Source organism: Paraburkholderia sp. J69-1 (assembly GCF_905220255.1).
Classification (GTDB): Bacteria; Pseudomonadota; Gammaproteobacteria; order Burkholderiales; family Burkholderiaceae; genus Paraburkholderia.
In genome coordinates this window covers 308405-333611 of sequence record NZ_CAJMZG010000008.1, presented here as the reverse complement: position 1 = coordinate 333611, position 25207 = coordinate 308405, and the positions used below count along the sequence as shown (strand labels likewise).

Sequence of the window (25207 nt, the reverse complement as noted above, 5' to 3'; positions counted from 1 at the left end):
GCCGGACCGTTGACCCGGGCTGACCCGGCGTTTTTTCCGGCGCTCCTTTCGGCGCTTTTTCCGGATTAACCGCGCGTGAGCCTCATGGAGTTGTTTTGATGACCGAACCCAAAATTTCATTCGCGGGCCGCGTTTCGCTGGCCTTCGGATCGTTTTTCGCCATTCTCGGCAATGCCGAACTGGCCGCCGACGTGCGCCGCCTGCGCAATGGCGAAACGTTCGCCGCCGCTGCGGTTGCGCCTGCTGCGCCCGCTGCTGCGCCTGTTGCACCCGCACCGGCTCCCGTTGCCGCGCCGGTCGCCCCGGCGCCCGCAGCAAGCACCATCGAAGAAGCCAGCCCGCAATCGGCGCTGCAACTGCTCGGCCTGCTCCAGCGCAACGCGCGCTTCGTCGATTTCGTCGAGGAAGACATCGCAGGCTACGCGGACGCCGACATCGGCGCGGCCGCGCGCCTCGTTCACGAAGGCTGCCGCGCCACGCTGCGCGAGCACTTCACGATCCGCCCGGTGCGCACGGAAGCCGAAGGCAGCCGCGTGACCATCGCCGAAGGCTTCGACGCCACGGCCATCCGTCTGACCGGCAACGTGGTGGGCGCAGCGCCCTTCAACGGCACGATCAGCCACCGCGGCTGGCGCGTCGAAGACGTGAAACTGCCCAAGCTCGTCAAGTCGCACGACGCCAAGGTACTCGCGCCGGCCGAGGTGGAACTGTGAGCGAAGCCCGTTATTCCATCGGCGTCGATCTGGGCACCACGCATTGCGCCCTCTCTTATGTCGATCTCGCCGGCAGTGACGGCGAGAAGGCCGTGCAGGGCGTGCTGCCCGTCACGCAACTGACCGCGCCCGGCGCGATCGAATCGCCGGAACTGCTGCCCTCGTTCCTCTATCTGCCCAATGCAGGCGAGCTGACGCCGGGCGACCTGACGCTGCCGTGGACCGCCTCGCGCGAGTACGCCGTGGGCGAAATGGCGCGCAGCCGTGGCGCGGGCACGCCGATCCGTCTCGTGTCGAGCGCGAAAAGCTGGCTCTGCCACCCGGGCGTCGATCGCCGCGCGGCCATCCTGCCGAACGACGCACCGCCCGAAGTGGCGCGCGTCTCGCCGCTCGAAGCGTCGATTCGCTACCTGACGCACCTGCGCGAAGCGTGGGACCAGGCGCACCCGGACGCGCCGCTGCGCGACCAGGACGTGACCGTGACGATTCCGGCCTCGTTCGACCCGGCCGCGCGCGAGTTGACCGCCGAAGCCGCGCAGGCGGCGGGCTACACGCGCATGACGCTGCTGGAAGAACCGCAGGCGGCGCTCTATAGCTGGATTCAGAAGAGCGGCGGCGGCTGGCGCAAGGACGTGAAGGTCGGCGACATCATCCTCGTGGTGGACGTGGGCGGCGGCACGACCGACCTTTCGCTGATCGCCGTGGTCGAGCGCGAAGGCAATCTCGAACTGCATCGCGTGGCCGTGGGCGAGCACATCCTGCTCGGCGGCGACAACATGGATCTGGCGCTGGCCCACGTGGTCGCGCGCAAGCTCGCCGCGCAAGGCACCCAGGCCGATCCGTGGCAACTGCGCGCGCTCACCTATGCGTGCCGTTCGGCCAAGGAAACGCTGCTGACCGATTCGAGCGTGGACACGGTGCCGCTCGTGGTGCCCAGCCGCGGCTCGAAGCTGATCGGTGGTTCGATCCGCACCGAACTCACGCGCGCGGAACTCACGCAGATCATCCTCGAAGGCTTTTTCCCGCAGGTGGATGCCGCCGCGCGTCCGGCCGTGCGCACCCGCGCCGGTCTGACGCAACTCGGCCTGCCCTACGCGCAGGACGCGGGCGTCACGCGCCATCTCGCGGCCTTCCTCGGCCGTCAGGTCGCCGCGCTCGCGGAAGTCGAAGGCTTCGGCGCGCCGCCTGAAGGCGCAAGCTTCCTGCACCCCACGGCCGTGCTGTTCAATGGCGGCGTGTTCAAGTCGGAACTGCTGGCGGGCCGCGTGCTCGACATCGTCAACGGCTGGCTGGCGGCCGAAGGCGCGCCCGCCGCACGTCTGCTGGGCGGCGCGGATCTCGACCTCGCAGTCGCGCGTGGCGCGGCCTATTACGGCTATGTGAAGCAAGGCAAGGGCGTGCGCATTCGCGGCGGTACGGCGCGTGCGTACTACGTGGCGGTGGAATCGGCCATGCCTGCGGTGCCGGGTCTGGAGCCGCCGGTGTCGGCGCTATGCGTCGCGCCGTTCGGCATGGAAGAAGGCACGGACGCGCCGCTGCCCGCGCAGGAATTCGGCCTGGTGGTGGGCGAGCCGGTGCATTTCCGCTTCTTCGGTTCGTCGGTGCGCCGTCAGGATCAGGTCGGCACGATGCTCGATTACTGGTCTGCCGAAGAACTGCAGGAACTCGAAGAAATCCAGGCCACGCTGCCCACCGAAGGCCGCACGCCCGGCGAAATCGTCCCGGTCAAGCTGCACGCGCGCGTGACCGAAGCGGGCACGCTGGAACTCGAAGCCGTGCCGTCCGGCAGCCATGAGCGCTGGAAGGTCGAGTTCGACGTGCGCGGCGGCGCGAGCGCTTAACGCGTCGTCTGTCGCACCAGGCGCTTTTGGCGCCTGTCCATTCGGGCGCCGCCGCACGGTTCGACCGGGCGGCGCCCTTCCCTTCGCCAAGCGAGTCAGCATTTGAGCGCGATGAAGCCATACGTCGTCGGCATCGACCTGGGGACGAGCAATACGGTCGTGGCCTACGCGCAAGCCGGCGGCGACGACATCCGCGTGTTCGATATCGAGCAGCTCACTGCGCCCGGCGAAGTCGGCGCGCAGCCGCTGCTGCCGTCGGCGCGCTATCACCCGGCGCCGGGCGAGTTGCCGGCGGGCGCCTTGCAGTTGCCGTGGCCCGCGCCTCAACACGCCGATAACACCCGCCACGCCGATCACGTCGATCACACCGCCGCATCCGTGGTCGGCCGTCTCGCGCGCACGCTGGGCGCGCAGGTGCCGGGTCGACTGGTTGCCAGCGCCAAAAGCTGGCTCTCGCATGCCTCGGTGGACCGGCTCGCGCCGATCCTGCCCTGGGGCGCGCCCGACGACGTCGGCAAGATTTCGCCCGTGGACGCCAGCGCGAGCTATCTCGCGCATGTGCGCGCCGCGTGGAACCATCGCTTTCCCCATGCGCCGCTCGAACAGCAGGACGTGGTGCTCACCGTGCCCGCTTCGTTCGACGACGGCGCGCGCGCACTCACGCTCGAAGCCGCGCGCCGCGCGCAATTGCCCAGACTGCGTCTGCTCGAAGAGCCGCAGGCGGCGTTCTACGACTGGCTGTTTCATCATCGCGATTCACTACAGGCCGAACTCGCGCGCACGCGCCTCGTGCTCGTGTGCGACGTGGGCGGCGGCACGACCGACCTCACGCTCATCAAGGTCGAGATCGACGATCGCGGCGAGCCGCGTCTGACACGCATCGGCATCGGCAATCATCTGATGCTCGGCGGCGACAACATGGACCTCGCGCTCGCGCATCTGGCCGAAAGCCGGCTGGCGGGCACGCAGGATCAGCCGGGCAGGCTGTCCGCCGCGAGCCTGTCGCAACTGGTCGAGCGCTGCCGCGTCGCGAAGGAGCAACTGCTCGACGCGCAGGCGCCCGAAGCCGTGGGCGTGACGCTGCTCGGCGCGGGCTCGAAGCTGATCGGCGGCGCGCGCACCACGCAACTCACGCGCGAGGAAGCCACGCGTATCGTCGTCGACGGCTTTTTCCCCGCTGGCAATGCCAGCGATCTGCCGCGCCGCTCGCGCGCGGCCATCGTCGAATTCGGTTTGCCGTACGCCTCCGATCCGGGCATCACGCGTCATATCGCGGCCTTTCTGCAACGCTTTGCGGCGCAGTCGCGCGAGGCGCTGGCGACCGGCGAGGCCGCAAATTCAGGCGGCGAAGCGCTCCCCGTGCCCGACACGCTGCTGCTCAACGGCGGCGTATTCAACGCGCCCGCGCTGTCCGCGCGTCTGCGCGACACGCTCGGCGCGTGGCGCGACGCGCCGCTCACGGTCCTGCAAAACGATCACCCGGACGTTGCCGTCGCGCGCGGCGCCGTGGCCTTCGCGCTCGCGCGTCAAGGCCGCGCACCGCGCATCGGCGGCGGCTCGCCGCGCAGCTATTTCCTCGTGCTCGACGAAGGCCGTAACGAAAACGCCAGTGGCGACGCGCAGCAACGCGGCATCTGCCTGCTGCCGCGCGGCACCGAGGAAGGCCACGAAGTTCGGCTCGACGAACGCACCTTCGGCTTGCGGCTCGGTCATCCGGTGCAGTTCCATCTGGTCTCGACGGTCGCCGATACGCCCTGGAAAGCCGGTGAAATTGTCGATCTTGGCGGCGCGCAAGGCAGCGATTTCGTGCGCCTGCCGCCGCTCGCCACCGTGGTCGCCGGTGACAAGAACGACAAGAACGGCCGCGAGCGCCCCGTCAGGCTCACCGCGCAACTGACCGAAGTCGGCACGCTGGAAGTGCGCTGCATCGCCACCGACGATCCCGCGCAGCACTGGCTGCTCGAATTCCAGTTGCGCCGCAACGAACATGCGCGCCCCGACGCGGGCGCGCGCGTGCGTCATCCCGCGCTCGACGAAGCCATCGCGTTGATCGATCGCGTGTTCGGCCCGAAGTCCACCAAGGTCGATCCGAAGGAAGTGAAGCGTCTGCGCGCGCAGCTCGAACACACGCTCGGCGCGCGCCAGAACTGGGACGGCCCGCTGCTGCGCGAACTGTTCGGCGCGCTCTGGGACCGTGCCGGGCGGCGGCGGCGTTCGGCCGATCACGAGCGGCTGTGGCTCAATCTCGCCGGTTATTGCGTGCGGCCGGGCTTTGGTTATCCGCTCGACGAATGGCGCGTCGAGCAGCTATGGACCTTGTTCGACGATGGCATCCAGCATCTCAACGACAGCCAGGTCTGGTCCGAGTGGTGGACGCTCTGGCGCCGCGCGGCGGGCGGCCTGAACGGCGAGGCGCAGGCGCAGGTGATGGAAGCAATGCGCTGGCTCGAGGAAGCGGCCAGCGCGAAACAGCACAAACTGCCCTTCGATCCGTCGAAGCTCGGCCACGCGGATATGGTGCGGCTCTACGCCTCGCTCGAACAGATCGATGCGGCCAGCAAGATCGAGATCGGCACGCAACTGCTGGAGCGCCTGCAAAAGGCGTCGGAGAATCATCAAAGCTGGTGGGCGATGGGGCGCATCGGCGCGCGTCTGCCGTTCTATGGCAGCACGCACGGCGTGGTGCCGCCGGAAATCGCGCAGCAATGGCTCGAAGCGATACTCGCGCTCGACTGGAAGAAGGTCGAACCGGCGATGTTCGCCGCCGCGCAGATCGCGCGCATGACCGGCGACCGCTCGCGCGATATCGCGCCGGCATTGCGCGAAACCGTGGTGAAGCGGCTGGAAAACGCGAACGCGCCGCATACGTGGATCGAGATGGTGCGCGAGGTCGTGGAACTCGATACCGCCGATACCGGGCGCGTGTTCGGCGAAGCGCTGCCGGCCGGGTTGACCTTGATGGGGGCGTAGCGCGCGAACGCGCCAGCACGCGCGTGCGTGAATCTACGCGCTGCTGGCCAGACGCTCGTGCAGCGCCTGCGTCACCCGCTCGACGACTTCCGTCCAGTCGCCCGCGCTGCGCTGCCGGAAAAGACGCGCCGACGGATACCACGGCGAGTCGTCGCGATGTTCGAGCCAGCGCCAGCAGCCGTCGAATCGCGACAGTATCCAGACCGGGCAGTTCAGCGCACCGGCCAGATGGGCCGTCGACGTATCCACCGCGATCACCAGATCGAGACACTGGACGATGGCGGCCGTATCCGCGAAATCGGCCACCTCGCCCATTGGGTCCAGCGGACGCCATTGCGGATCGATCGCCTCGATTTGCGGCCGCGACAGGCGGCCCAGTTGCAGACTGACAAACGTTGCGCCCGCAACTTTCAGCAAGGGCGCGAAGTCATGGACATGCAGCGATCGGCGTCGATCCACGATAAGGGCATCCGCCTGTCTGATGCGGGAATCGCCTGCCCCAGACCAGGCCCACCTTGAAACCGCCGGACGGCAACCGCGCTCGCCATCGCCTCAGCGCGGCTTCCGGTGCCTTCAGATAAGGGCTTGCAGCAGGAATCGACTGCAGCGTCGTGCCGAATCGCAACGGCAGGCTCATCAGCGCGCACCAGAAGTCGTGGTCGACCGCATCGTGCCGATCGCTAGTGAGCACCCATGATGGCGCGCCGTCCATCGTTTCCAGCAGCCGCGTCAAGGACGCCGGGCACACGATCGTCAGTCTGGCGGGCCCAAGCCGCCACAACATGGGGAGATAGCGGCAGAACTGCAACATATCGCCGAATCCCTGTTCGCAAAGCACGGCGATCGACTTTCCTTGCAACGGCTCGCCGTGCCATTCGCTCCGGTTGCCGTCGAGGGGCGCATCCGCGCGCACGTCAGGCTCCAGACGCGCCTCGTAGAGACGCCAGCCTTCCTCATAGCGCCCCTCTTTGAGCAGAACGGCGCTCAGATTGAATTGTGCAATCGCGTGGCCCGGGTCCACTTCGAGCGCCGCGCGCAGCGCATGCTCCGCTTCGGACAAGCGCGAGGCGTTCAACTGTATGAGCCCCTGATTGACAAGCGCATCCACGCACTGCGGATCGATTGCGAGCGCCGTCGTGCAGGCGCACTGCGCCTCGTCGTCACGGCCCTGGTTGATGAGTGCGGCGGCCAGACCCGCGTGCGGGCGGGCGTCGTCAGGTCTCAATTCGATAGCTCTGCGAAGCAGCGGTTCTGCCTCGGCGAAACGGCGCTGCAAAACCAGCGATCTGCCGAGATGCCGATACGACCCGGCGCGCGCCGGGTCGAGCGCAAGCGCATGCCGCAGAAGCGCTTCACCCTCGTCCCAGCGGCGCGCATTCGTGAGCAGCGCGCCGAGCTTGAGGTTTGCATCGACATCATCCGGGTTCAGTTCGATGACCCGGCGATAGGCTGCTTCGGCTCCGGCGGCATCGTCCATCGCCGTGAGAACGTTGCCGAGGCTGCCCAGAAACATCGGCGAGGGATTAATGTCGATCGCCTGTCGAATCCATTGCGCGGCACTGTCAGCCTTGCCTCGTTTGAATTCGATCAGTCCGAGCAGATACAGGGCATCGGCATGGTGCGGCTCATGCTCGAGCACACGCCGATATCCGAGCGCGGCCTCGTCGAGCCGCCCCGCCCGGTGGTCATCCAACGCGCGCTCGAACCACTGCATAGAGAACATTGCCCAAGTGAGGAAACTTGACTGGCGCACCGTTGAGGCGGCCGAAATTCATTCGGTTTACAAAGGAATGGGCTGGCGCGGCCAGACCGCAACAAGCATAGTCGATCTTGAAAAATCACGAAGTCGGAATGGGGCGCGATCGCACCTGGATGGGCGAAATCTGTCGCACATCAAGGAATCAAGCCGTCCGGCCAATGTGTCTGTTGCAACGATTTCATAATCGCCGCTTTTCTGGAGACGAGCATGTCTAGCCGAATTTCAGCCTCAGTCCCAGCCCCATTCTCAGTCGCCGTCGCCACGCCATCGCATCGCGGGCTTTTCTCCACCGCTTATGTGCGCTGCGTCTGGGGGCTGCAGAGCGCCTGCATCGCGCGCGGCGTGCCGGTCGAATTGCTGACGTTACCGAACCAGAGTCTCGTCGATCGCGCGCGCAATCTGCTCGCGAGTTTCTTTCTGCACAAGACTTCGCTGAGCCACATGCTGTTCGTCGACGACGATATGGGTTTCGACGTCCCCGACATCATGCGCATGCTCGACTGGCACGCTTACGACGTGGTCGCGGCCATGTATCCGCGCAAGGAAATCGACTGGGCGCAGGTCAAGCGCGCCGTACTCGCGCATCCCGATATCGATCCGTCGACGTTACCGCAGGTGGCCGGCCAATATGGCGGCATGCAGACCTTTTTGCACGAAGCCGATACACCGGCGGCGGCGCTGCAAGCGCCCATGCCGGTCGCCGAAACCGGCACCGGCACCGGCACCGGCATCATGTTGATCGCGCGCGACTGCCTGCAACGTCTCGTGGATGCCGGCGTGCCGCGCGCCATGCCCGATGGCGCAGCGGACTTTCCCATCTACGAATTCTTTTCGCAGCGCGTGATCGATGGCCGCATGCTCGGCGAGGATTTTTACTTCTGCAATCTCGTGCGCAAGCATGGCGGCGCGGTGTATGGCTGCGCGTGGCCGGGCGTGGTGCACAGCGGTCAATACGATTTCATCGGCAATCTTGCGGCCGTTCAGGCGTTGGAATAAATCGTCGGCAAACCTCGTGCGCGCTGCAGTACGCGCGCACACGAGAGTCATCCGAATCGATTCAGCGCCCCGCTTCCACTGCCTGCGAGATCGGCTGAACCGCTGGCTGCAACACCGGCTGCGGCATCAGCGCTTCCTGCGGCAGCGCCCATTCCAGCCAGCGCGTGCGATGCACCACCACGAGGCCGAACGCCACGGCCGCCAGCACGCCAAAGGTCGCAAAACCCATCTGATAGCTGCCCGTGCTTTCCTTCGCAATCCCCATGATCACCGGCAGATAGAAACCGCCGATGCCGCCCGCCGCACCCACGATGCCCGACATCAGGCCCGTGCGCCCTTGCCAGCGGCGCGGCACCAGCTGGAACGTCGCGCCGTTACCCAGACCGAAGCACACATACGTCAGCGCGAGCAGCGCGATACCGGCGGCGAACGGCGGCATCCACGCCGCGAACGCGAAGTCGCACAGCGAGATCGCGGCCAGCAGCAGCACCAGCGCACGCACACCCGAAATACGATCGGCGACCAGACCGCCAATCGGACGCACCATCGCCCCCGTGAGCGCCAGCAGCGACATGATCACGCCCGCTTCGAGCTTGGGCACCTGATAAAGCGACACCAGCAGCGTCGTCACATACGACGACATGCCGACAAAACCGCCGAACGTAATGCTGTACACCAGCATGACGACCCACGTATCGCCTTCCGCCAGCACGCCGCGATAATGACGCGGCAGCACCGCGATCGCCAGCAGCGCGCCCATCACCGGCAGCAGCAGCACGCCGGTCTTGCCCGCGCCGAACACGCCCGCATGCACGGCCAGCACCAGCGCGATCAGCCCGGCCAGCGTGATGAAGAATGCGCGCAAGGCCTTCGGCGCGCTGCCCGACTTCTGGCCGAGATCGCGTGCCCAGAAACTCACGGCCACCGCCGCGATGCCGAGCAGCGGCAAGGCTGCAGCGGTGGCACGCGCCCAGCCGTAACTATTGGCGAGCCCCGGAAACAGGAAGCCGTCGAGCACTGCACCGATATTGCCGGCCGCCGCCAGGCCCAGCACCAGACCTTGCACCTTCGGCGGATAGTTGCTGCCCGCCATCGGCAGCGCCACCGCGAAGCTTGCGCCGCCCACGCCCAGCAACACGCCCAGCACGAGCAGCAGCGTGTAGGACGGTGCGCCCGGCATCAGCAGCAGCACGACCGCCGGAATCGCCGAAAGCGCGATGCCCATCAGCGCGACCTTGCGGCCGTCGCAGGCCTGATAGAGATTGCCGAGCGTCACGCGCAGAATCGCCGCGCCCAGCACCGGCACGGCGACGAGCAGGCCGAGTTCGGCCGGCGACATGTGGATGTCCTTCTGGATGAACGGCGCGAGCGGGCCGAACATCACCCAGACCGTGAAGCCAGTGTCGAAATACAGGAAACACGCCAGCAGCGCGCGCCAGTTGCCGCTCTTCAGCGAACTCAAAAGGTCTTTCACGAGGCACTCCCCAGGTAATGGATCGAATACGCGGATACCGCTCGCGCTTCCCTTCCGTTTAACTTCGCACTCCGATTTATTCGGCAAACCTTGATCCGAACCGGCGCGGCCGCCCTTTTGCATCGATGCAGCCCACAAACGAAAAAGCGTCCCGAAGCGCTTCCGCATGAAGCCATCCGCTCCATGTGGGAAACACGCTTCGGGACGCCGTTGCCCCGCTTCGCCAGGTTCGATCGCCCCGCCCGAAAGCGTGACGACGTTAATTCGTCGAGGCCGTCATTGACCTCGCTGCTCTATAAGCAATAGGTATGCCATTCGTAATCGGCGTGGGCGCAGATTGCCTGCAAGGCCTTGAAATACAGGGCTCGCGCAGTCGGCCCCGTTTTCATCGAGACAAAAAGACGGGGCGCATGCTCGCGCATGCGCCCCACCATTCGTGTGCCTTCGTGTCAGCGTCTGGTGCACCGCAGCGAGGCGGCGCACCAGACGCGGGCGCACTTAGAAACGGTGCCGCAGGCCCACGCCCACGACGGTCTGCTGATCGCCCGAGGCCACCGACTGGCCGCTCACGTCCGCGGTCAGGCCCGAGCCATCGGCGGAAATATGCTGCCAGCTCACCTGCGTGTAGACGTCGGTGCGCTTCGAGAGGAAGTAATCGGCCTGCACCGACACTTCATGCCATTGCGGATGATGCTCGCCGGTCGACGTCGACAGCGCGCCCTGCGTGTAGGTGTATTCGCCCGTCACGCTGAACGACGGCGTGAAGTGATACGCCACGTTCGCCTCGTAGTTCGAGAAGCTCGCGCCCTGGCCGTTCTGCGTGAGGCCGAGGCTGTTCGCGCCGTTGATCGTGTCGAGACCGCCCAGTTGCGTGCGCGTCCACACGAGGCCGAAGCGCGCCTTGCCCGCCAGCCAGTTCACGCCCGCGCCGTAGACGCGCTGCTGTGAAGCGATGAAGGTGCGCTCGGTGAGCGTGATCGCGCCGCTGGTGTTGCTGCTGCCGCCGTTATTCGCCTGCAGATAACCGGCGCCGAAAATCAGCGGCCCGGTTTCGTACGATGCGCCCATGCTGTACACGCGGTTGTCGTCGAAGCCGCCGGCTTCGTTCGAGAAGCCGTAGAGCGCGCCGAACTTGAGCCCCGCGTAGTTCGTGCTCGCGAACTTGACCGCATTGTTCACGCGGAACGAGTTGTTGAGGTTGTCGTTGTCGTACGGGTGCGCGCTCAGGTTATTGCCGCCCGGGTGGCGTCCCGTGAAGCTCAGCGGCGCGAGATAGTCGACCACCGAGTCGTACTGGCGGCCGAACGTCAGCGTGCCGTACTGCTGGTTGGTCAGACCGACCCACGACTGGAAGCCGAACAGGCGTCCGCCCTGGCGCAAGGTGCCGTTCATCACCGAAAAGCCGTTTTCGAGCTGGAAGATCGCCGCGGTGCCACCGCCCAGATCTTCGCGGCCGATCAAGCCCCAGTGGCTACCCGTTACGTTGCCGCTGCCGGCCTGCCACGCTTTTGCGCCGCCGGAATTGCTGTTGAAGGAAAGGCCGGCGTCGATGATGCCGTACAGCGTCACGCTGTTCTGCGCATGCGCGCCGCACGCCCATGCGGCCGCGCATGCGGCGACCAGGAAAGTCTTCTTCATGGTTCCCTGCTTGTTTCGTCTGATTTCGAGTTGTTTTGGCGTCACGCGGGCGCGCGCGGGCGCACGGCGCTGCGCGCGAGGCGCGGCGTCGTGTTCCCGGCGCGAACCGGTGCGTGACGGAATGACGGGCGTGGCTGGGACGCGCTACTGGCGGCTGGCTGGGCCCTTCCGATCGGCGAGACCGTCGATCAGAACCTGATGGAAGCCGCGCGAGCATGGCTCGATGCGCGCACGGACTCCGAATACCTCGGCGAGGCTGGCGGGCGTCACGACTTCGGCGGGGATGCCGAAGTGCGCAATGCGCCCGTCGTGCAGCAGCATGGCGCGATCGCACGCGCGCATGGCTGCGTTGATGTCGTGCAGCACGACCACGGTGGCGATGCCGCGCTCGCGCGTGATCTCGCGCAGCACGGCCATCACGTGATACTGGTGATTGAGGTCGAGCGCGGAAAGCGGTTCGTCGAGCAGCAGCACCTGCGGCTCGCGCACCAGCGCCTGGGCGATGCCCACGAGCTGACGCTGGCCGCCCGAGAGTTCGTCGAGCGAGCGATTCGCCAGCGCGCCGATGTCGAGACGTTCGAGCGCGGCGTGGGCCGCGGCAAGCTGATTTCCGCTCGCCTGCCCCCGCAGCGCCGGATCGCGCCCGGCGCGCGCCGCCACCAGCACCGATTCGAGCACCTGCAAACGCACGCCCGCAGGCAAGGCTTGCGGCAGATACACGACGCTATGCGAACGCGCGCTCGCCACGCCCAGCGCCAGCGGCGCGCCGTCGAGCGTGAGCGAACCCGCGCAGGGCTTCGCGAGGCCCGCGAGCGTGCGCAGCAGCGTGGACTTGCCGCTGCCGTTCGGCCCGAGCAGCGCGGTGATTTCGCCGCGCGGCAACGGTCCTGCGCTCAACCCGCGCAGCACTTCGCGGCGGCCATAGCGCACGCCCAGATCGTGAATCGCCAGACCGGGTTTGGGCAAACTCATTGCGATGCCCCCTGCGAACGCACCACGATCGCCAGAAACAGCGGAATCCCCACCAGCGCCGTGACGATGCCCACCGGAATCAGCACGCCCGGCACGATCAGCTTCGAAGCGATCGACGCCAGCGACAGCATCAGCGCGCCCAGCAACAGGCTGCCCGGCAGATAGAAGCGGTGATCCTCGCCGAACAGCGCACGCGCGAGATGCGGCGCGATCAGCCCGACAAAACCGATGGTGCCGACAAACGACACCGCCAGCGCCGAGAGCACCGCCACGCGCAGCAGCGTGGTCAGACGCAGGCGCTTGATATCGATGCCGAAGCTCGCCGCGCGGTCTTCGCCCAGACGCAGCGCCGTGAGCGCCCACGCGTTGCGCATCGACAGCGGCAAGGCAATCGCCAGCGCCGCCACGAGCACGCCGATCTTGGTCCAGTCGGCGCGCGCGAGCGAACCGAGCGTCCAGAACACGAGGCCCTGCAGCGCGTCGGCGGAGGCGATGAACTGCATCAGCTCGACCAGCGCGTGAAACGAGAACACCAGCGCGATGCCCATCAGCACCACGCCGGCCGTGCTCATGCCGCGCCAGCGCGCGACCAGATCGAGCGTCAAGGCCGATGCAAACGCGAACACGAACGCATTGGCCGAGACCACCCACGTCTGCGCCACGCCCGGAATCGCCAGATCGAGCACGATCGCGAGCGACGCCCCGAACGCCGCCGCCGCCGACACGCCCAGCGTGTACGGGCTCGCCAGCGGATTGTTGAGGATGGTCTGCATCTCCGCGCCCGACAGGCCGAGCGACGCGCCCACCGCCAGCGCCATCACCGCATACGGCAGGCGGATCTGCCAGACGATCACCACATTGGCGGGATCGGCGTGCGCGCGGTCGAACAGCGTGTGCAGCAGCGTCGCGAGCGGCAGGCCCGACGGGCCCGAACTCGCGTCGAACAGCAGCGAGAGCGCGATCAGCAAGGCCACCGCTACGAGCAGCAGCGCGCGGCGGCGCGTGAGACGCGCGTAGGCGCGCATCTGCGCCTGCGCCTGCTCATCGCCGGCGCCGGCCAGCGATGCCTGCGCCTCGCCTGCACGCCAGCCGGACCCGGCCGGCATGCGCACATCGTTCATCGCGCGGCCTCTTTCTGCGCCGGCTGCGGCAGCGGCGAGTCGACCCATTCGGTGCCGCTATCCGGCACGGCGAGGAAGCGTCGATCCAGCTCGTCCTGGGTCGCCTGCACGTTCAACGACTTGAACTGTTGCGGATAGAACCACTTCGCGAACGCCTCGATCGCCACGATGTTGTACGGCGAGTCGTAGTAGTTGTGCGAGATGCCATGCACGCGGCCATCGTGAATCGCCTTGATGGTGTCGAAGCCCGGACGCTCGACCAGTTGCGCGAGGCTCGCCTGCGCATCGTGTTCGCTCGTCAGCGCGCCCACGCGCAGCGAGGCGAGACCCGGCTTGGTGCGGCTGCCGGTGGCGATATACACATCCGGCTGCGAAGCGATCAGCTGCTCCATGCTGATGTCGCCGAGCACGCCCGGCAGCAGACCGGCGGCGATATTGCGCCCGCCCGCCGCATCGACGAATTCGCCGAAGTTGCCCTTGCCCGCCGTGTGGCAGCAGCCTGCGTCCCACACACCCGCCAGCATGTCGACGAACACCTTCGGACGCTGGTTTTCAGGAATCGTCTTGACGACGTTTTCGACCGCCGCCAGATGCTGCTGATAGAACTGGATGTACGCGTTCGCCTGCGGCTCGCGATGCAGCACTTCGCCCAGCAGCTTGATGCTCGGCAGCGTGTTCTGCATCGGATGCACGCGGAAGTCGATGAACACCACCGTCGTGCCGGTCGCTTCCAGTTGCTTCACGAGCGCGTTGTAGCGGCTCGGGCCGTGACCGGCCACGCTGAAGATCGCCACATCGGGCTTGAGCGCCAGCGCTTTTTCGTCGCTGATGCTGTCTTCGGTGGCCTTGCCGATCAGCGGAATCGTGCGGATTTCGGGGAATTTGCGCGCGTAGGCGTCGTAGGTCTGCGGGTCCATCGTCGGCAGATCGCCTTGCCAGCCGACGATGCGCGCGAGCGGCTTTTGCCCTTCGAGCAGCGCCACGGCGGACAGCAGACGGCTTTCGCCCAGCAGGATACGGTGCGGGTTGGCGGGAATCTTGACGGTGCGGCCCGCGAGGTCGGTGACCGTCAGCGGCGCGGCCGGCGCACTTGTTGCGGCAGCGGCCGGCGTGGCAACATGCGGCGCGCCCGGAGTTTCAGCGTGGGCGGAAACCGAAGCAGCGGCGGCGAAAGCGAACGCGCCAGCCACAGCGGCGGCACGCGTCAGGTGCGAAGAAAAACGACCCATCGACATGATAGAATTCATAAATGAGAACGATTGCTATTTGCAGCCGACACTTTAGCGGCGCGATGTAATGGCAATGTGTTGAGAAGCGGCCCTTTTGTAATGGAATGTGTTGGCAGGGCCAGAGCAGCAGAGAACAACCTACGATGGACCACATCCTCGTCGTCGACGACGACCCCAATATCCGCCAGCTTTTGCGCGACTATCTGCGCGACATGGGCTACGAGGCGAGCGCCGCCAGCAACGGCGCGCAGATGAAACAGGCGCTGCGCCAGGCGGAACTGCGTCAGTCGCCCATCGACCTGATCGTGCTCGACCTGATGCTCGACGGCGAAGACGGCCTTGATCTCACGCGCGAACTGCGCCGCGAAAACGCCGTGCCGATCATCATGCTTTCCGCACGCGGCGGCCTGCTCGACCGCATCCTCGGCCTCGAAATGGGCGCCGACGACTATCTGCCCAAGCCCTTCGATCCGCGCGAACTGGTCGCCAAGATCAAGGTGGTGCTGCGGCGCACGCGCGCCGTGCCGGAAGCGGCGAACGCCACCGCCACTGGCCCCGCCACCGGCCCGCGCGGCCGTCATGCGGATGCCAGCGCCTTCGTCAGCTTCGCGGGCTGGCGTCTGGACACGCGCATGAAGCAGATGTTGTCGCCCGAAGGCGTGGTGGTCTCGCTCGGCGGCTCGGACTACCGCACGCTGCGCACCCTGCTCGATCACCCGAACCGGCCGCTGTCGCGCGAATATCTGCTCGATCAGGTCTTCGATAAAGGCCACACGCCGCTCGACCGCTCCATCGACGTCTGCGTGAGCCGGTTGCGCCATCACCTCAAGGATTCGGCGCGCAATGCCGCGCTGATCCGCACCGTGCGCAACGAAGGCTATATGCTCGTCGCCGACGTCGACCACGAAGCGTGACGATGCCGCGCGTGCTTACCCGCTTGATCGCGCCCGTGCGTCGCCTCTTCTGGCCCGACACGCTGTTCGGCCGTCTCGTACTGATCCTCGCGGCGGGCCTGTTCGCGGGCCAGTTGCTCACCAGCACGATCTGGTTCGACACGCACGACAACCGCACGCTGGAAATTCCCGCGCGCCTGTTCGCGAGCCGTCTCGCCGATACCGTGCGCCTGCTCCAGCACGCCCCCGACGCCGCCACGCGCGACACCATCCTCGACGAACTGAGCGACGCGCGTTACACGCTGCGCTGGATGGTCAGCCCGCCGCCGGCCTCGCCCGACACGCCGCACTCGCTCACCTTGCGCGCGACAAGCGGGCTGATTTCGGGCGTGATCGAAAAACGGCTTGCCGAGCCCGTCGATGTGCGCCTGCTTGATGCGCAACTACGCGACGACAGCGGCCGCCATCGCGGCATCCTGAGTCTGTTCGACTCGCGCATGCCCACCGGCAACTTCCACGTACTCCTGAACGTTCCCGGGCAAGGCTGGCTCGACGTGCGTTCGGTCGAAGGCCAGGCGGGCATGCATTCCGAGCGCGGCGAACTCGTTTTCGACTATCTGCTGCGGATCTATCTGCTGCGTTTTGCGGCCGTCTGTGCGATTGCGTTTGTCGCGGTGCGCTTCGCGCTCGCGCCCTTGCGTCAACTCACGCGCGCCGCCGAAGCGCTGGGCCGCAACATCCATCGCGCGCCGCTACCCGAAACCGGCCCGCAGGAAGTGCGCAGCGCGGCGCAGTCCTTCAACGCGATGCAGCAGCAACTGATCGACAATTTCACCGAGCGTTCGCGCTTTCTCGCGGCCGTCTCGCACGACTTGCGCTCGCCGCTGACGCGGCTGCGTCTACGCGCGGAAATGCTGCCCGACGCCAGCTGGCGCGAGCGTCTGCGCGGCGATCTCGACGATATGGAAGCGATGGTGCGCGCGACGCTCGACGTCGTGCAGGGCGTGGACATTACCGAGGCGCGCCAGAAGATCGATCTCGATTCGATGCTCGAAGGCCTCGTTGAAGACGCGCGCGAAGCGGGCCACGAAGCCAGCGTCACGGGCAACACGCGTGCACCGGTGAAAGGCTTTGCGCGCAATCTCAAGCGCTGTTTGCAGAACCTCGTCGATAACGCGATCCACTATGGCGGCGCGGCGCACATCACCGTGCGCGACGACGGCAGCCAGGTGCGCGTGAGCGTGAGCGACAACGGCCCCGGTATCGCCGATGCCGCGCTGCTCGAACGCGTATTCGAGCCTTATTTCCGCATCGCTTCTGCAAGCGGCGCGCAAACAGGCAGCGGCACGGGTCTGGGCCTGACAATCGCGCGCAGCGTGGCCGCCGCGCATGGCGGCACGCTCACGCTGGTGAATCGTGTGGAAAACGGCCGCATCGCGGGCCTCGACGCCGAACTCGTGCTGCCGCGCGACGATTAAACCCCGCTTACACCTCTTGCCGGCCCGATGCGCGTTCGCGCATCAAACTCCAGCGCACGCCGATATCGCGCAGCGGACGCGGCGGGATATAGCTCGCCGTGCCTTCAATCAGGAAGTCTTCGGCGAGTTCGCTCTGCACGCCCAGCGCATGTTCCGCGATCAGGCGCCCCGCAGCGGTGTGCCGCACGATGCCCGAACCGTTGCAGCAGGCCGCCGCATAAACGTTCCTGCCGACCTCGCCGAATGCCGGCGCATGGTTGTGCGAGATGCCGAGCCAGCCCATCCAGAAATGCTCGATCGTCAGCTCGCCCAGATGGCCGAAGCGGCCCGCGAGCAGTTGCGCATGCTGGGCGCGCGCGGCGCTGCGGCGTTCGTCGTTGGTGCGCAGGGAAGGCGAATACTCGAAGCCCTGGCGGATCAGCAGACGCTTGTCCGGCGTGAGACGCAGCGTCGATCCCGCCACGCCGTGCGCGGGCGTGATGCCCCAGCTTGGGTCCGCGCCAAGCTTCGCCTGCTGCGCGGGCGTGAGCGGCTGCGTGAGGCTCGCGAACAGCAGCATCGGAATCTGACGGCTTCGGAACACGCCGAACGACTGCGCAAACGGATTGACCGCCAGAATCAGCTTGCCGTAGCGGATGCGCCCGCGTTCGGTGCGCACATACGGCGCCGCGCCATTCGTTTCGATTTCGATGACGGCCGAATGCTCGAAGCGCGCGACTTGCGACGGCAGGCTGTCGGCCAGACCGCGCACGAGGGCGGCGGGATTCATCAGGCAGGTGCCCGGCGTGTAGACGGCCGAGTGGTAATAGCGCGTGCCCAGACGCGCGCCAAGCGCATCGCGTGCGAGCATTTCGTACGGTTCGCCCCAGGCATCGAGGTTGGCCGCGTAGGTGTCGAGCGCGCTCGCCGCCACGCCTTCGGTCACGGCCGCGTGATAGCGCCCGCGCCGCTCCCAGCCGCAATCGATGCCGTGCGCCGCGATCTGCTGCTCCAGATCGGCCATCACGAAACGGTTCACGCGGGTGGCGCGGCGGCCCTGCTCCATCGACGCAGCCGAATCGCCGGGCACGTGCGGCAAGTCGATCGCGAAGCCGGAATTGCGCCCCGAGGCGTTTTCGCCCACCGCGCCGCTGTCGAGCAGCGCGATCGAATCGTCGGGACGCAGTTCGGCCAGCCGACGCGCGGCCGCGATGCCCGCATAACCCGAGCCGACGATAACCCAGTCGAACGTATGCTCGCCTTCCAGCGGCGGGCGCGGCGTGCGTTGGGGCAACAAGGCGCTCCAGCCGTTGGTGCGGTCGTCGGCGGGCAGGCGCGTGATCAGGCGGGGCATGGCGAATCCGGAAAGTATGAAGATTGACGCGAGATCGCTCATGCGGACGCGCCATCGCAGCCCAGACTATACAACAACAATAATTTATTATTGTTAAAGTTAGCGCCCGGCGGGCTTGCCCGCTGCCGGAAGGCTTTATGATGGTTGCCCTATGACCGCCCACGCCAAGCCCAAAACCTCGCCCTCGCGCCGCGCCGGCACACGCGTGCCGCAGGCCGAACGCATCGAAGCCACGCAACGCAAGATCATCGAATCGGCCCAGCGGCTGTTGCGCGAAGAAGGCTTCAAGAGCGCCACACTGCAGGCCATCGCGCGCGGCGCGCAGGTGTCGATGGGCGCGCTCCAGCATCATTTCGAAAGCCGCGACGCGCTGATGGAACGGCTCGTCGACGAAGCCCTTGCGCCGCTGGGCGGCCGCGATGGCGCGGGCAATGTCTGGCCCGATCCCGCCCTGCCGCTGCGCGAGCGCGCGCAATTTTTCGTCGAGCAGTCCTGGGCGCACATCTACGGCGCGACAAGCTATGTGACCGCGTGGAGCCTGTTTTTCGGCTGCAAAGGCACACCGTCGATCTTCGATCGCATCGAAACCAAGCGCACCGTGGAAGACGCGCGCTACTTCACGATGTTCGTCGAGGCCTTTCCCGAATTGCGCGAGCATCATCCCTATCCCAAGGGTTTCGCGACTTCGGTGTTCGCGACCTTGCGCGGTGCGGGCGTGTTCGAACTGTTCGACGTGTCGATCACCGAGCGGCACGAAGAATTGCAGGCGCTGGTGGAAACCATTGTGCGCGCGTGTCTGCCAGTTGCTGCGGAATCACGCCCGGCGCCAGCGCGCAAACGTGCCAGCCGCAAGACGACGACGCCCGCTTGAGCGGCGGCTATTCGCGAATTCCGCATAGAGACCGACGGGTTCCGCGTTTGATGAAACGCAAACCTTATTCACAGCGCGAAACCTTACGCCACGCGCTGTGATAGCGCTTTTCGCGCGCCGTCTGCCATCGCGCTCGCGCTCTCGAAAATAAAGAATTCAATATCAACGGCTTAGGCGCGGGCACGATTTTTACGCCTTATCCGCAGCACGCGTCGCCATCAGACAAGTCCGATTTCATCGGCTCCACTCCCCTGATTGACAAGCTCTGGAAGCGATTCCAATAATCGCCCCCGTTCGCCAGAGCGGGCTAATTCCAGCGGTCGCTTAAAGCAGCGATCGGAAAATTATTTAATCAGGAGACCACATGAAAACCTTCGCGACTCATTTCGGAAAATGGCGATCCACACGCTTGATCGAGGCAACCGGCCTCGCTGCGTTGATTGCGATCCAGGCAGTGCCCGCGCAAGCCGTCGCCATTCCGGCAGGCACACAGCTCGCGCCGAAGCAGGAAATCACGCGTCAAATTCAGGCGGAAATCGAATCGCTCGATCCTGCGCGTATCGAATCGACCAATGCAAATCTCGTCGGCCTCGATATCTTTGAAGGTCTCACGCGTATTGACGCCGCAGGCAAAGTGACGCCCGGCGTCGCCGCTTCATGGACGCGCAGCGCGCCCGATACCTGGGTTTTCACACTGCGCCACGACGCGAAGTGGAGCGACGGCCATCCGGTGACAGCAGGCGATTTCGTCTACGCATGGCAGCGCGTGGCCGATCCCAAAACGGCTTCGCCCTATACCGTCACGGTTGAATTCCTCAAGAACGCCAAGGCCGTGATCGCTGGCAAGCAACCCGTTTCGAACCTGGGCGTGCGCGCGATCGACCCGTACACGCTCGAAGTCAAAACCGAAGCGCCCACGCCCTTCTTCACCGAACTCACGGCCAATTCCTCGCTCGCGCCTGTGGATCGCGCAACGGTCGCGAAATACGGCGCAACGTGGACGCGTCCCGGAAATCTGGTGAGCAACGGTCCCTACATGCTCGCCGACTGGCGCCCGAACGACCGCATCGTGCTGGTGCGCAATCCGCATTACTGGAACAACGCGCATGTGCCGATCACCAAGGTCACATGGATGCCGATCGAAAGCGATGAAACCGCCATGCGCATGTTCCAGTCCGGCCAGATCGACATGACGTATCAATTGCCGTCGGGGCAGTATCCGCAACTCGTCAAGCAATTCGGCGCGGAATTGCGGCCCAGCCTGCAAATCGGCACGGTGTATTACGCACTCAACAATACCGATCCCGCACTGCGCGATGCGCGCGTTCGCCAGGCGCTTTCGATGGTGCTCGATCGCGATCTGCTGACCGCGAAAATCACGCAGAACGGCGAAAAGCCCGCATACGGGCTGATTGTCGAAGGCACGAAGGGCGCGCAGCCGTTCACGCCCGAATGGGCCGCCTGGCCGATGAGCAAACGCGTGGAAACCGCGCGCGGCCTGTTGAAATCGGCGGGTTATTCGGATTCCAAACCACTTGCTTTCACGCTGACCTACAACACCAACGAACTCTATAAAAAGACCGCATTGTTCGCGTTGAGCGAATGGCACACGAAACTCGGCGTCAACGCGAAGATCGAGAATATCGAATTCAAGGTACTGCTCAAGCAGCGTCACGACGGCGCCTATCAGATCGCGCGCGACGGCTGGTATGCCGATTACAACGATGCAATGACGTTCTTCGCGCTGATCCAATGCGGCAGCCCGCAAAACGACCAGCGTTCCTGCAACCCGAAAGTGGACGATCAGGTTGCCGAAGCCAACCGTCAAGCCGATGACGCACAGCGCAACGCCACGCTCACGCAAGCGTTCGCACTGGCGATGCGCGACACGCCGCTGTTGCCGCTTTATCAATACTCGGGTGCGCGACTCGTGAAATCGTACGTGGGCGGCTATACGCCCACGAACAATATCGATCAGCGCGCTTCGCAGGACATGTACATCATCAAGCACTGACATGTTCGCCTATACCCTGCGCCGTGTGCTCTGGGCCGTGCCCACCGTGCTCGCCGTCGTGACCGCCTGCTTCCTGCTGCTGCACCTAACGCCAGGCGGCCCGTTCGACACCGAACGAGCGCTGTCGCCCGCCGCGCTCGCCAACCTCAACGCGCGTTATCACCTGAACGAGCCTTTGTGGCAGCAGTATTTGCGCTATCTGGGTGCGCTGCTGCAGGGCGATCTGGGCAGTTCGTTCCGCTACGCCGACTGGTCCGTCAACGAACTCGTGAAAAAGGCGCTGCCCGTGAGTTTCGGGATTGGCGGCGTGGCGATTCCGCTGGCGGTGCTGTGCGGCGTGGCGCTCGGCGCGCTGGCTGCCGTGCGCCGCAACAGTCTGGTCGATCATGCCGTGATGCTGCTCGGCAATCTCGGCAATGTGGTGCCGCCTTTCGTGCTTGGCCCCGTTCTGGTGCTGGTGTTTGCGGTGACGCTCAAGACCCGCGAAGGCGCAGGCTGGCTGCCTGCCGGCGGCTGGGGCGAAGGCGACTGGACGCATCGCGTGCTGCCCGTCGCGCTGCTCGTCATCATCAATATGGCCGCGATCGCGCGGGTGATGCGCGGCAGTCTGATCGAAGTGCTTGCGGGCAACTTCATTCGCACTGTGCGCGCCAAGGGCCTGCCCGCACACACGATCGTGCTGCGCCACGCGCTGCGGCCCGCGTTGATGCCAGTGGTTTCGTTGCTCGGACCCGTGTGCATTTCGTCGATCACGGCAGCGGTGGTGACGGAGTCCGTGTTCGCGCTGCCCGGCATCGGGCAACTGGTCGTGAACGGCGCGGTGAATCGCGACTACACGCTCGTGCTCGGTCTGGTCGTGCTGACCACCGTTTGCGCCGTGCTGTTCAACCTGCTCGTCGACCTCGCCTATGCGTGGCTCGATCCGCGCATCCGTTACTGAAGCCCCGGCTAGCTCATGACTACTTTTTCCACCTTGCCGCCGCATGCAGCACCGGGACGGCGCATGCCGCCCGCGCTCGCGCGTTTCGTGCGCCATCGCGCGGCGCTCGCGAGCTTCGCGATGCTCGTGCTGATCGCGCTGGCCTGCTTTATCGGCCCGCTTCTACTGCCGAATTCGCCCACCGATAACGACTGGAGCGCCATCAGCCTTGCGCCTACGCTGCAAGGCGCGCACTGGTTCGGCACCGACGAACTGGGCCGCGATCTGCTGGTCCGCACGCTTGTGGGCGGCCGCGTCTCGCTCGAAGTGGGCTTGCTGGGCACGCTGGTTTCCACGCTCGTGGGCGTGATATACGGCGCGAGTGCGGGCTATCTGGGCGGACGCACGGACGCCATCCTCATGCGTATCGTCGACATGATGTACGCGATTCCGTACATGCTGATCGCCATTCTCATGGTCACGCTGTTTGGCCGCGCATTTTATCTCGTTGTCCTGACGATCAGCGCGTTTTCATGGCTCGATATGGCGCGTGTGGTGCGTGGGCAAACGCTCTCGCTACGCACGCGTGAATTCGTCGATGCGGCGCGCGCCATCGGCGTGCGGCCCGCCGCGATTATCGCGCGGCATATCGTGCCGAATCTCGCGGGCATCGTCGCGATCTATGCGACGGTCACCGTGCCTGGCATCGTGCTGACCGAATCGGTGCTGTCGTTTCTCGGCCTTGGCGTGCAGGAGCCGATGACCAGCTGGGGCGTGCTGATCCAGGACGGCGCGCAGAAACTCGACGCCATGCCGTGGCTGCTCATCGGTCCCGCCTGCATGCTGTGCGCGACGCTCTACTGCGTGAACTTCGTGGGCGACGGCCTGCGCGACGCGCTCGATCCCAAGGAGCGCTGAAATGGCCCTGCTCGAAGTCAACCACCTGGGCGTACGCTTCGCGCGCCGCGACGGGCCGCCCGTGACCGTAGTGCATGACGTGTCGTTCGCGCTCGAAGCGGGCGGCACGCTTGGCATCGTCGGCGAATCGGGGTCGGGCAAAAGCCAGACCGTGATGGCGATGCTCGGCCTGCTGGCGTCGAACGGCCAGACCTTCGGTCAGGCGCGGCTGCGCGGCGAAGACCTGCTCGCGATGAAACCCGCCGCGCTCAACCGCATTCGCGGCGACCGCATCGCCATGATCTTCCAGGACCCGATGACCTCGCTCAATCCGTTCCTGACGATCGAACGGCAAATGACCGAGGCCTTGCAGCAACATCGCCGCCTCACGCGCCGCGAGGCACGCACGCGCGCCATCGAAGCGCTCGAACGCGTGCGCATTCCCGATGCCGCGCGCCGTATCGGCATGTATCCGCATGAGTTTTCGGGCGGCATGCGCCAGCGCGTGCTGATCGCCACGGCGCTGATGATGGAGCCCGACGTGCTGATCGCCGACGAACCCACCACCGCGCTCGACGTTACCGTGCAGGCGCAGATCATGGCCTTGCTGCGCGAGATGAACCGCGAGCGCGGCACCGCGATTCTTCTGATTACGCACGACATGGGCGTGGTCGCCGAACTCTGCGACGACATCATGGTGATGTACGCGGGCCGCGCTGTCGAAAAAGCCCGCGTCGATGCGCTCTTCGCGCGGCCGCAGCATCCGTACACCGTAGGTTTGCTGGGCGCGTTGCCGCGCCTCGATGCGCCCATCGGCGCGCCGCTGCGCACGATTGCCGGCAATCCGCCCTTGCCTGGCGGCGCAGGCATGGGCTGCGCCTTTGCACCGCGTTGCGCGCATGCCTTCGAGCGTTGCCAGCGCGAAGTGCCGCCGCTGTACGCCGATGGCGCACGCGCGCGCGCCTGCCATCTGGACGCCGGAATCCTGCTGCAATCCACGCCTGGAGTCGGCCTATGAGCGATTTCACCCTCCCCGCCGTGAGCGAACACACCGATTCGTCTCACGCGCAAACGCTCCTGAGCGTGCGCAATCTCAGCGTGAATTTTCAGGTCGCACGCGGCGGCTGGCCCTGGCAGAAGGCCACGCTGCACGCGGTCAACGGCGTGTCGTTCGACGTGAGACGCGGCGAAACGCTGGGACTCGTCGGCGAATCGGGCTGCGGTAAATCCACGCTCGCGCGTGCGCTGATTGGCCTCGCGCCCGTCGCGGCCGGCAGCGTGAACTGGCGCGGCGCGGAAACGGTATCGGGCACACAACGCCAGCTCGACACGCTGCGCCGCGACGTGCAGATGATCTTTCAGGACCCGCTGGCGTCGCTCGATCCGCGCATGTCGATTGGCGAGATCGTTGCCGAACCGTTGCGCACGCATACATCGCAACTGGGCCGCAAGGAGATCGAGCGGCGCGTGCTGACGATGCTCGAACGGGTCGGCCTCAATGCGCAGCACGCGGCGCGGCGCGCGCACGAATTCTCAGGCGGACAGTGCCAGCGCGTGGGCATCGCGCGGGCATTGATCGGCGATCCGGGTCTGGTGATCTGCGACGAACCGGTTTCCGCGCTCGACGTGTCGATCCAGGCGCAGATCGTCAATCTGCTGCGCGATCTGCAGCGCGAGCGCGCGCTTTCGCTGCTGTTTGTCGCGCACGACCTTGCGGTGGTGAAAACCATCAGCCATCGCGTGATGGTGATGTATCTGGGCCGCGTGATGGAGATCGGCGATTGCGAGGCCGTGTATGGCGGTGCGCGTCATCCCTATACGCGCGCGCTGCTCGACGCGGTGCCGGTGCCCGATCCTGCTCTGGCGCGCACGCGGCGCAGCGCGGCGTTGACGTTGAGCGGCGAGATTCCCTCGCCGCTCAATCCGCCATCGGGTTGTGCATTCCGCACGCGTTGCCCGCGCGCCAGCGAGACCTGCGCCACGCGCACGCCACCGCTGCTCCGTGCGAGCGAGGAGCAGACGCTGGCCGCCTGCTGGCATCCGCACGGGCGCGGCCTGACCGACTAACCGATTGACTGAAGCGTCCGCG

20 protein-coding genes are annotated in these 25207 nt (G+C 66.0%); 12 read left to right on the top strand and 8 right to left on the bottom strand.

The features are described from left to right. Positions 1-98 precede the first annotated feature (98 nt). The 3 genes from U5A67_RS17175 to U5A67_RS17165 all read left to right on the top strand — a co-directional run bounded on the left by U5A67_RS17175 (position 99) and on the right by U5A67_RS17165 (position 5524). Entirely contained in the window at positions 99-713 is a 615-nt protein-coding gene (locus tag U5A67_RS17175) for a DUF2760 domain-containing protein (RefSeq protein ID WP_321815251.1), read from the top strand. Continuing rightward, entirely contained in the window at positions 710-2554 is a 1845-nt protein-coding gene (locus U5A67_RS17170) for an Hsp70 family protein (RefSeq protein WP_321815252.1), read from the top strand. The genes U5A67_RS17175 and U5A67_RS17170 overlap by 4 nt, the downstream gene beginning before the upstream one ends. A gap of 111 nt (positions 2555-2665) precedes the next feature. Then, positions 2666-5524, top strand: coding sequence for an Hsp70 family protein (locus U5A67_RS17165; protein ID WP_321815253.1), 2859 nt, complete (start codon positions 2666-2668; stop codon positions 5522-5524). Positions 5525-5557: 33 nt separating this feature from the next. Here the strand turns inward: U5A67_RS17165 and U5A67_RS17160 are convergent, their stop codons facing one another. Further along, positions 5558-5983 carry a hypothetical protein gene (locus U5A67_RS17160; RefSeq protein WP_321815254.1) on the bottom strand — a complete coding sequence of 142 codons (426 nt, stop codon included), beginning with the start codon at positions 5981-5983 and terminating at the stop codon, positions 5558-5560. Beyond that, a complete protein-coding gene (locus U5A67_RS17155) occupies positions 5952-7238 on the bottom strand; it encodes a tetratricopeptide repeat protein (protein ID WP_321815255.1) in 1287 nt (428 codons plus the stop codon). Before U5A67_RS17155 ends, U5A67_RS17160 begins: the two co-directional genes overlap by 32 nt. A 252-nt stretch (positions 7239-7490) precedes the next feature. Between U5A67_RS17155 and U5A67_RS17150 the strand changes: the two genes are divergently transcribed. Further along, positions 7491-8279: a hypothetical protein gene (locus tag U5A67_RS17150; protein WP_321815256.1), complete on the top strand. Its 789-nt coding sequence runs from the start codon at positions 7491-7493 to the stop codon at positions 8277-8279. A 61-nt stretch (positions 8280-8340) separates the two neighbouring features. On the opposite strand, the gene U5A67_RS17145 is transcribed toward U5A67_RS17150, so the two are convergent. The 5 genes from U5A67_RS17145 to U5A67_RS17125 all read right to left on the bottom strand — a co-directional run bounded on the left by U5A67_RS17145 (position 8341) and on the right by U5A67_RS17125 (position 14719). Then, positions 8341-9753, bottom strand: coding sequence for an MFS transporter (locus U5A67_RS17145; protein ID WP_205985877.1), 1413 nt, complete (start codon positions 9751-9753; stop codon positions 8341-8343). Positions 9754-10251: 498 nt separating this feature from the next. Then, positions 10252-11391 (bottom strand): porin, encoded by a 1140-nt coding sequence (locus U5A67_RS17140; RefSeq protein ID WP_321815257.1) that lies wholly within the window; start codon positions 11389-11391, stop codon positions 10252-10254. 144 nt (positions 11392-11535) lie between these two features. Further along, positions 11536-12363, bottom strand: a complete 828-nt coding sequence (locus tag U5A67_RS17135; RefSeq protein WP_321815258.1) for an ABC transporter ATP-binding protein — start codon at positions 12361-12363, stop codon at positions 11536-11538. Then, positions 12360-13388 carry a FecCD family ABC transporter permease gene (locus tag U5A67_RS17130; protein WP_205985944.1) on the bottom strand — a complete coding sequence of 343 codons (1029 nt, stop codon included), beginning with the start codon at positions 13386-13388 and terminating at the stop codon, positions 12360-12362. The genes U5A67_RS17135 and U5A67_RS17130 overlap by 4 nt, the downstream gene beginning before the upstream one ends. A 92-nt stretch (positions 13389-13480) precedes the next feature. After that, positions 13481-14719: an ABC transporter substrate-binding protein gene (locus tag U5A67_RS17125; RefSeq protein WP_321815259.1), complete on the bottom strand. Its 1239-nt coding sequence runs from the start codon at positions 14717-14719 to the stop codon at positions 13481-13483. 137 nt (positions 14720-14856) lie between these two features. Here U5A67_RS17125 and U5A67_RS17120 point away from each other — a divergent pair, with 137 nt between their 5' ends. Next, positions 14857-15627, top strand: coding sequence for a response regulator transcription factor (locus U5A67_RS17120; protein ID WP_321815260.1), 771 nt, complete (start codon positions 14857-14859; stop codon positions 15625-15627). 11 nt (positions 15628-15638) lie between these two features. Next, entirely contained in the window at positions 15639-17084 is a 1446-nt protein-coding gene (locus U5A67_RS17115) for an ATP-binding protein (protein ID WP_321815261.1), read from the top strand. 7 nt (positions 17085-17091) lie between these two features. On the opposite strand, the gene U5A67_RS17110 is transcribed toward U5A67_RS17115, so the two are convergent. Further along, positions 17092-18417 (bottom strand): FAD-binding oxidoreductase, encoded by a 1326-nt coding sequence (locus tag U5A67_RS17110; protein WP_321815262.1) that lies wholly within the window; start codon positions 18415-18417, stop codon positions 17092-17094. 151 nt (positions 18418-18568) lie between these two features. Between U5A67_RS17110 and U5A67_RS17105 the strand changes: the two genes are divergently transcribed. From U5A67_RS17105 to U5A67_RS17080, 6 genes are all read left to right on the top strand, one after another. Then, complete coding sequence (locus U5A67_RS17105; RefSeq protein ID WP_321815263.1) at positions 18569-19288, top strand: TetR/AcrR family transcriptional regulator; 720 nt, start codon at positions 18569-18571, stop codon at positions 19286-19288. A 364-nt stretch (positions 19289-19652) separates the two neighbouring features. Then, complete coding sequence (locus U5A67_RS17100; protein WP_321815264.1) at positions 19653-21302, top strand: peptide ABC transporter substrate-binding protein; 1650 nt, start codon at positions 19653-19655, stop codon at positions 21300-21302. 1 nt (position 21303) lies between these two features. After that, the gene (locus U5A67_RS17095) at positions 21304-22242 is read left to right on the top strand and encodes an ABC transporter permease subunit (protein WP_321815265.1); all 939 of its coding nucleotides are present in this window, start codon (positions 21304-21306) and stop codon (positions 22240-22242) included. 15 nt (positions 22243-22257) lie between these two features. Beyond that, positions 22258-23139 (top strand): ABC transporter permease, encoded by an 882-nt coding sequence (locus tag U5A67_RS17090; RefSeq protein WP_415767849.1) that lies wholly within the window; start codon positions 22258-22260, stop codon positions 23137-23139. A gap of 1 nt (position 23140) precedes the next feature. Then, a complete protein-coding gene (locus U5A67_RS17085; RefSeq protein ID WP_321815266.1) occupies positions 23141-24136 on the top strand; it encodes an ABC transporter ATP-binding protein in 996 nt (331 codons plus the stop codon). Continuing rightward, entirely contained in the window at positions 24133-25185 is a 1053-nt protein-coding gene (locus U5A67_RS17080; RefSeq protein ID WP_321815267.1) for an oligopeptide/dipeptide ABC transporter ATP-binding protein, read from the top strand. The genes U5A67_RS17085 and U5A67_RS17080 overlap by 4 nt, the downstream gene beginning before the upstream one ends. Positions 25186-25207 lie beyond the last annotated feature (22 nt).

What these genes read in the sequence shown, in the direction of transcription:
- U5A67_RS17130 (WP_205985944.1), bottom strand. Translation starts at nt 13,388, where the DNA reads ATGCGCGCCTACGCGCGTCTCACGCGCCGCCGCGCGCTGCTGCTCGTA.
- U5A67_RS17165 (WP_321815253.1), top strand. Translation starts at nt 2,666, where the DNA reads ATGAAGCCATACGTCGTCGGCATCGACCTGGGGACGAGCAATACGGTC.
- U5A67_RS17125 (WP_321815259.1), bottom strand. Translation starts at nt 14,719, where the DNA reads ATGTCGATGGGTCGTTTTTCTTCGCACCTGACGCGTGCCGCCGCTGTG.
- U5A67_RS17080 (WP_321815267.1), top strand. Translation starts at nt 24,133, where the DNA reads ATGAGCGATTTCACCCTCCCCGCCGTGAGCGAACACACCGATTCGTCT.
- U5A67_RS17090 (WP_415767849.1), top strand. Translation starts at nt 22,258, where the DNA reads ATGACTACTTTTTCCACCTTGCCGCCGCATGCAGCACCGGGACGGCGC.
- U5A67_RS17140 (WP_321815257.1), bottom strand. Translation starts at nt 11,391, where the DNA reads ATGAAGAAGACTTTCCTGGTCGCCGCATGCGCGGCCGCATGGGCGTGC.
- U5A67_RS17155 (WP_321815255.1), bottom strand. Translation starts at nt 7,238, where the DNA reads ATGCAGTGGTTCGAGCGCGCGTTGGATGACCACCGGGCGGGGCGGCTC.
- U5A67_RS17135 (WP_321815258.1), bottom strand. Translation starts at nt 12,363, where the DNA reads ATGAGTTTGCCCAAACCCGGTCTGGCGATTCACGATCTGGGCGTGCGC.
- U5A67_RS17120 (WP_321815260.1), top strand. Translation starts at nt 14,857, where the DNA reads ATGGACCACATCCTCGTCGTCGACGACGACCCCAATATCCGCCAGCTT.
- U5A67_RS17100 (WP_321815264.1), top strand. Translation starts at nt 19,653, where the DNA reads ATGAAAACCTTCGCGACTCATTTCGGAAAATGGCGATCCACACGCTTG.
- U5A67_RS17175 (WP_321815251.1), top strand. Translation starts at nt 99, where the DNA reads ATGACCGAACCCAAAATTTCATTCGCGGGCCGCGTTTCGCTGGCCTTC.
- U5A67_RS17085 (WP_321815266.1), top strand. Translation starts at nt 23,141, where the DNA reads ATGGCCCTGCTCGAAGTCAACCACCTGGGCGTACGCTTCGCGCGCCGC.
- U5A67_RS17095 (WP_321815265.1), top strand. Translation starts at nt 21,304, where the DNA reads ATGTTCGCCTATACCCTGCGCCGTGTGCTCTGGGCCGTGCCCACCGTG.
- U5A67_RS17105 (WP_321815263.1), top strand. Translation starts at nt 18,569, where the DNA reads ATGACCGCCCACGCCAAGCCCAAAACCTCGCCCTCGCGCCGCGCCGGC.
- U5A67_RS17110 (WP_321815262.1), bottom strand. Translation starts at nt 18,417, where the DNA reads ATGCCCCGCCTGATCACGCGCCTGCCCGCCGACGACCGCACCAACGGC.
- U5A67_RS17150 (WP_321815256.1), top strand. Translation starts at nt 7,491, where the DNA reads ATGTCTAGCCGAATTTCAGCCTCAGTCCCAGCCCCATTCTCAGTCGCC.